Source organism: Bacillus sp. UNC322MFChir4.1, assembly GCF_000746135.1.
Lineage (GTDB): Bacteria > Bacillota > Bacilli > Bacillales > Bacillaceae_G > Bacillus_A.
The window spans coordinates 1-6105 of sequence record NZ_JQKQ01000064.1; the positions used below are offsets into that span (position 1 = coordinate 1).

8 protein-coding genes and 1 pseudogene are annotated in these 6105 nt (G+C 34.5%); 5 read left to right on the forward strand and 4 right to left on the reverse strand.

What is annotated here, in order from left to right:
• Both BR72_RS17080 and BR72_RS17085 read left to right on the forward strand, forming a co-directional pair.
• Positions 1 to 484 (forward strand): RNA-guided endonuclease InsQ/TnpB family protein (locus BR72_RS17080; RefSeq protein WP_035434825.1); only part of this gene is annotated, 484 nt, incomplete at its 5' end.
• A gap of 174 nt (positions 485 to 658) precedes the next feature.
• Positions 659 to 1222 carry an SMI1/KNR4 family protein gene (locus BR72_RS17085; protein ID WP_035434827.1) on the forward strand — a complete coding sequence of 188 codons (564 nt, stop codon included), beginning with the start codon at positions 659 to 661 and terminating at the stop codon, positions 1220 to 1222.
• Between the two features lie 348 nt (positions 1223 to 1570).
• Here the strand turns inward: BR72_RS17085 and BR72_RS17095 are convergent, their stop codons facing one another.
• Positions 1571 to 2218: a hypothetical protein gene (locus tag BR72_RS17095; protein WP_035434832.1), complete on the reverse strand. Its 648-nt coding sequence runs from the start codon at positions 2216 to 2218 to the stop codon at positions 1571 to 1573.
• A 225-nt stretch (positions 2219 to 2443) separates the two neighbouring features.
• Here BR72_RS17095 and BR72_RS17100 point away from each other — a divergent pair, with 225 nt between their 5' ends.
• The 3 genes from BR72_RS17100 (at position 2444) to BR72_RS17110 (ending at position 3730) form a co-directional block, all read left to right on the forward strand.
• Positions 2444 to 2968, forward strand: coding sequence for a lipoprotein (locus tag BR72_RS17100; RefSeq protein ID WP_035434834.1), 525 nt, complete (start codon positions 2444 to 2446; stop codon positions 2966 to 2968).
• Between the two features lie 200 nt (positions 2969 to 3168).
• Complete coding sequence (locus BR72_RS17105; RefSeq protein WP_035434835.1) at positions 3169 to 3492, forward strand: YbjQ family protein; 324 nt, start codon at positions 3169 to 3171, stop codon at positions 3490 to 3492.
• Between the two features lies 1 nt (position 3493).
• The gene (locus BR72_RS17110) at positions 3494 to 3730 is read left to right on the forward strand and encodes a hypothetical protein (RefSeq protein WP_035434837.1); all 237 of its coding nucleotides are present in this window, start codon (positions 3494 to 3496) and stop codon (positions 3728 to 3730) included.
• Positions 3731 to 3835: 105 nt separating this feature from the next.
• On the opposite strand, the gene BR72_RS17115 is transcribed toward BR72_RS17110, so the two are convergent.
• The 3 genes and pseudogenes from BR72_RS17115 to BR72_RS17120 form a co-directional block, all read right to left on the reverse strand.
• The gene (locus tag BR72_RS17115; protein ID WP_035434839.1) at positions 3836 to 4297 is read right to left on the reverse strand and encodes a YusW family protein; all 462 of its coding nucleotides are present in this window, start codon (positions 4295 to 4297) and stop codon (positions 3836 to 3838) included.
• A gap of 411 nt (positions 4298 to 4708) precedes the next feature.
• Positions 4709 to 4852, reverse strand: a pseudogene (locus BR72_RS25785) (ABC transporter substrate-binding protein); the annotation flags it as partial.
• Positions 4853 to 4923: 71 nt separating this feature from the next.
• Positions 4924 to 5775, reverse strand: a complete 852-nt coding sequence (locus tag BR72_RS17120; protein ID WP_035434841.1) for a GRP family sugar transporter — start codon at positions 5773 to 5775, stop codon at positions 4924 to 4926.
• Positions 5776 to 6105 lie beyond the last annotated feature (330 nt).

Here is a 6105-nt window from a genome sequence, read left to right on the forward strand (position 1 = left end):
AAAAGAAAAACAACTAAAGAAAGCACAGAGAAAACTTTCTAAGAAGAAAAAAGGTTCTGCTAACTTCCTAAAACAGGCCGAGCGTGTTCGCAAGCTACATGAGAAAGTAGCGAATCAGCGCAGAGATTTTCTTCATAAACTCAGTTACAATCTAGCGAAAGAGCATTCCGTTATCGTTGTAGAAAATTTGAACATTCGTAACATGGTTAAAAACAGAAAATTATCGAAGTCTATTTCTGATGCTGGATGGGGAATGTTTCGAAACATGCTTGCTTACAAGTGCAAAAATCATGGCGGTATACTGATCAAAGTAGAACCAAAGTATACTTCACAAGACTGTTCTGTTTGTGGAAATCGTGTGAAGAAGTCCCTCTCTATTCGTACCCATATTTGTACAAAGTGTGGAACGATATTGGATAGAGACCATAACGCGAGCCGGAACATCTTACAAAAAGGATTAGAAGAATTGCTTGCTACAAACTAGAGTATACAAACTGTGGGGCAAGGTTATGTCCGAACAGTATAATCTACGCCTGTGGAGACTGTGTAAGACGCAGTGGGACACCCCACTATGCAACGGTCTATGAAACAGGAAGCCCCTTCTTCAATCAGACCGTAGGTGGATAAGGAGGGGTTATTCACGAGGAGGAAAATTAAAATGAACAAAATCATAAAGCAAGTATTAAATGAAATAATTGATTTGGAAATGGTAGTATCAAAAAAAGAAGATGCATATAAGTCAATCGAAACAATTGAACGAATATATGGTGTAGATTTACCATTAGACTACAAAGAGTTTTTGCTTGAATATGGAGGGTGTTTTATTAAAGATAATAGAATGTATCAGCCAATTGAAGTTACCCCTGTAACTCCCAAGGATGGTTTTGACTCGATAGGTGGCTTTTATGGTATTACTAGTGATGCCTATGAAATTGAATCAATCATTCAAACTTATAAGGATATTTTAGGAGGTAGTGTAATGCCTATTGCAGATGCGGACGGGGGAGATTTAATATGTATAGGCTTAAAAGATAAATACAAGGGTAAAATTTATTATTGGTATCATGAATGTGAAACAATAGACGAAGATGGAAAAGAATATGATTATCTTATAGCAAACTCTTTTGAAGAATTTATTTTAAAATTTTCAATTCATGAAAGAAAAAATGTAAATTTAGATGACATCGAACTCTTTTTAGACGAAGATTTATTAAAAGATTAAATAGTATCCCATAGATAAACTATAAAACCTTTGATATGGTAGCATAATTTTGGTTAGTAACATTATTTGTTTTAAAGTAAATATTAATGGAATTGGTTTTATAAAATTCTTGAATGTCTTTCGTTTCTAAAATGCTACTAGGAAGAGAAGAAAATTGAAACTCTTTACTTCGCTGCTTATGAAAACCATATAAGGCATATAAGTCCATTGCTTTTGAAAAGAACAAAATGTGATTCCCCCAATTTTAGAAAATATCATATTTTACAATTTTTTGATGGGGATATCTTAAATATCTATAATAATTGATAAAAATAAAGCTCCTTCCTATTTAGAAAGGAGCTTTTCCTATTAAAATTTATTTGGAAATTGTTTTATAATACCTTCTGTAAGTGTGTCGGCCATTTTAATAATATGGTCTTCTCCTTTATCGTAAGCAAGAATATCTGCATCCCAATCCTTTTTAATTCTCGCTATAGCCTCATCTGCAACAAATTTTAAATGGGTATACAATAATTCTTTTAATGCATCATTTGACCAATTTGGGTTGGCGCTGCTAAGAAATTGAGCGATATCATCAGCGTTTTTATACCACTCTTTATTGAACTTTTTCAAATTTGCTTGATTACCGCTTTTGGCAGCAACTACTACTTTTCCTGCAAGGAGAATGTGCTCTCTTAATAGTTTGGCAAGCTTATTACCAGCTACTTCCCCATAATAGGGCTTTATTGCATTTCCAATATCATCTTGGTTTTTTAACAGTCTTGCTAGCACCTTATCTTGATCTTTCAGCCCTGCTAAGGCACTTATAATATAATTTCTTGTCCATATTGTATGGTCAATCCACAGTCTTCTTAAATCATCTTTCAGTTGTATTGCGGATTGGCTAGGGCAAGGCTTTTGTATACGTACGTTTTCTTCTGCACCTACTTTTATTGGTGACAAGAGGATAGTACAAGACATAAGTATTAGTGAAAATTTCAAGAGTAGCTTTTTCATGGGTATCTTCTCCTTTTGATTTACATGAATGTTCCATTATTAGTTTGTATAGATTCAGTTATTTTATTCTAGTTAACTTAAGTGTTTTAGCACGTAGTGGATAAAGTGACGATATTGTGAACAGAATATGGCTGTAGCTATAAATGAGAGCAGATACGTGTAAATTTTTACTTGTTATCGCTATAATAATGAGAGAAGACATGTGAACAAAAGGAGCAGTTTGAGATGAAGCAAAAAGCTTGGGGTGTGATTCTGCTTAGTAGTGCGTTACTATTAACAGGATGTACTAGTAATAAAGAAGCAAAACAAGAAACGAAAGACAAAGTAGAGCAAGCAAATCATAAAGAAGATAATCCTGAAGATTTGAAAGTGTATCAATCTGTACATAGCCAATATGAAGACAAAATTAATAATGAAGTAAATGAGGCTATGAAGCTTTGGGGAAACGCGAAAGAGGAATCTGGAAAGGCAATGAAACTTCCGAAGTTTAAAGAAGATGTACAAAAGTTAACGGACAATACGTTAGCAGATATTGAGAGTGTACGTAAGGAAATTCGAGTTCCAAAGTCAAAAGAAAGAGAAAATGAATTATATATAGGCTTTTTAAAAGAATCAGAACAAGCGGTGAAAAAATTAAATCGATTAGCGAAAGAAGAAGATTCTTCATTAATTCGCGATATTGAAGTGCATCTGTCTACAGCAGTTAAATATTATGACCGCTTTAAAAAAGAAGAGAAGTCAGCGAAATAACTTTGTTTCCGAACAAAGTTATTTTTATTTTATCCCGCTATTCGTGGGCAGTAAGATCCCCACTGATGGGAGTTTCACTTTATGAGAGATATTTTGTTGGACTATAAATATTTAATCGGAGTGGAGGAATGTTTGACATTTATTACATATATTATTATCATTATCGATAATGATAATAATAATGAAAGGAGTTGAAAGAAATGATTGTTGTAACAACGGAGAGCTTACCAGGTTATGAAGTGAAACAGACTTTGGGAACGGTATTTGGATTAACAGTGCGAGCAAGAGGATTAGGGAAAGATATTATGGCTGGATTCAAAGGATTATTTGGAGGAGAGATTCTACAGTATACAGAGATGCTTGAGGACGCAAGAAAATATGCGTTAGATCGCATGATTGAAAATGCCGCAGCAATGGGTGCAAACGCGATTATTATGGTTCGTTTTGATTCAGGAAGCTTGAGTCATAATATGAGTGAGATTGTAGCGTATGGTACAGCTGTTATTGTAGAAAAGGTTGAATAGTATGTGGAAAGGTATTGTAGCCTATTTTTGTGTACAGATCATTATTTTCCTTATTATTTTACTAATAGCTAAGAGAAAAGATAAAAGATTACAAGATAATCATGGTACAGAAGTACCCAATGGTTATTTATTTACAGGAGAAGTATACTTTGATCCAACTACAAGAGAGAAATATGAAGTATATTATAACAAAATGGATGGGAAAAGATTTCATAAAAAATGTTCTAATGAAAAATAAAAAAATTATAAAGTAGCCCCTTTAGACGAAAGTTAAAAGGGCTACTTTATTTCTAGCTGTTCGAATCCTCATGATAAATACAGGTGTATTTTTAGAGTTCGTTTTTTACTTTGGTGCTTTATATTCTTTTTTCGTTCCATCTGTAAAGACAACTTCTAAGTCGAATTTTTCATAGTCTTTGTCCAGTTGGAATACATCTACTACTTGATTAATAACATCTTCATCTTTTGTTTCCTTATCGAATTTTAATTGCTGTAAGAGTGGAGTTAGCTTAGTCAATGCTTCATTTCCAGCTAGCTTTTCATTTGTTTTACGATCTTCTAATTTTACCTCTGGCTTGTCACTTGCTGTTTTATGTTTATAGTCAGCTTCGTAGTCTTTCTTTGTATCTTTGTAGTTTGCTTTTAAATCAAATTCATTAAAGCTTAATTTTAAATCTTGGTTAGCTGCTTGTTTTCCACCTTCTGTCGTTTTCTTATCAGTAGTTGTATCCTGTTTCTTAGGTGTACAGCCTGTCATTGCAGGTAATAGCATGAATGCCAAAAGGATTGAAAATAAGATTCTCATTTTGTAAAGCCTCCTTAGTTGTTTTCAAATAAAGTTTTTCCAAAATTTATCTTTTTATGTAAGAGAAAGGAATTATTTTTAAAATAAAAAATGAAATATAAAGAAAAACTGGTTGTTTATACGAGCATCGTTCTTAAGTATTTCTAAATAATGGATTGACAATAATTAGAAAGTTATATAATCTCATTGAAGAAAAATCAAACTGTAATGAAAGTGAATGAAGCATAAAGAACAGAAGCTGACCCAAAAGGCACATAAGTGCCTTTTGAAGTCAGCATTTTTTCCGTTATCGACCGTTCTTTGCAATATATCGGCGCTTCGACACAAAATAAAGATTCTTCGACGTTATTCAACATACAAGCAGTCGATTTGCTGAACTGAATCATACCGAAAAGTCGACCTCTTTGTACATTACTTTTCAATTCTTGCCCATTTAAAGTTCAATGGCCCTGCAAAATCAACTTCAACGACATCTTTTACATAAGAACGCTCTAAGTAAGATGATCCTCTTTGAGTGAGAGGTGAGATGACAGCATCTTTAAATAAGATTTTTTCTTCAATACGCTCTTTGCTTACAAAAAAATCCTAGCCTCAGAGAGTAACATGTCCGAAGCTAGGATGTATCGTTAAGATTTTGTCATACCAAGAAGAATAGCGCCGCCGATAATCAAGGCACTGCCAATCGCGATAAATACCATTTGACGTTTTGTTTTCTTTTCACCTAAGAAGATAATCGCACCAAACGTTGAAATCACAATCCCTGTTTGCGATAATGGGAAGCTTGTTGCAACACCAACTTTTGATAAAGAAAGAAGTAAAAATAAGTTTCCTGTTCCCCAAAGTAGACCAGATAAGATATTACGGATCGCATATTTGTTAAATGGTTTATGCTTAAATGTCAGTATAACTGCTCCAACAAACATACCAACTGCTTGAGGTAAAATAGCAGCCCAGCCATCAATGTTGTACCAACGAATAATGATTACATACACAAAATAACCGAAAGTAGAAACAATGAGAGTAAGTAATCCTTTTTTCAATTGTCCCGGTGGTTGTGCATTTTCTTTATCATCTAAAGAAGTTAAAACAACACCGATTACGATTAAGAGAATTGCGATCGTTCCCATGATAATTGTAGTAGTAGTTGTCCACTCATGAAATGCAATAACCCCAAAGATAGAAGTAGCTACAAGCTGCATACCCGTTGAAATGGTAACAGTTGTTGAAACGCCCAATGTTTGAACGGTTTTTAATTGATTGACTTGTCCTAAAGCCCAAAATAAACCTGAAATAAAGCCAACAATTAATATAGTTAAAGAAAGTACCGGTGTTGTAAATGCATACATAATTGTTGCGAAGAATAGAGCGCCAATTGTTATACCTACCGTTTGGCTATATGCACCGCCACCCATTTTTACACTTATTAATAAAATATTTCCCCATGCTAATGCAGGAAGAAGTGCTAATAAAATGTCCATTACAAGACTCCCTTCTTAATTCTATCAGGGTCCTAACGATTGGTAATTTTCCACCTGGGAAGTAGATGATTACTGATCGCTAAAACGATGAAGTAGTGATGTTCATAAGGAGAACGCCATCATTTATCCCGCTATTCGTGGGCAGTAATACTCCCACCTCAAAATTCGGCGAAAGCATTGTCCAGCTCTAGCGGCTAGAATCTCCGGCCGTTTCGCCCCCTCGGACGAGGCAAAAAGCGCCTCTCTGTCAGGGGCGTGGGCGTCCTGCGATTCTGAACGAGCCGCTTCCGCTTTTCTTAAGAAGTTAGGTGGGAGATAAACTGCCCGTAA

What these genes read in the sequence shown, in the direction of transcription:
- BR72_RS17110 (WP_035434837.1), top strand. Translation starts at nt 3,494, where the DNA reads ATGTGGAAAGGTATTGTAGCCTATTTTTGTGTACAGATCATTATTTTC.
- BR72_RS17095 (WP_035434832.1), bottom strand. Translation starts at nt 2,218, where the DNA reads ATGAAAAAGCTACTCTTGAAATTTTCACTAATACTTATGTCTTGTACT.
- BR72_RS17105 (WP_035434835.1), top strand. Translation starts at nt 3,169, where the DNA reads ATGATTGTTGTAACAACGGAGAGCTTACCAGGTTATGAAGTGAAACAG.
- BR72_RS17115 (WP_035434839.1), bottom strand. Translation starts at nt 4,297, where the DNA reads ATGAGAATCTTATTTTCAATCCTTTTGGCATTCATGCTATTACCTGCA.
- BR72_RS17085 (WP_035434827.1), top strand. Translation starts at nt 659, where the DNA reads ATGAACAAAATCATAAAGCAAGTATTAAATGAAATAATTGATTTGGAA.
- BR72_RS17120 (WP_035434841.1), bottom strand. Translation starts at nt 5,775, where the DNA reads ATGGACATTTTATTAGCACTTCTTCCTGCATTAGCATGGGGAAATATT.
- BR72_RS17100 (WP_035434834.1), top strand. Translation starts at nt 2,444, where the DNA reads ATGAAGCAAAAAGCTTGGGGTGTGATTCTGCTTAGTAGTGCGTTACTA.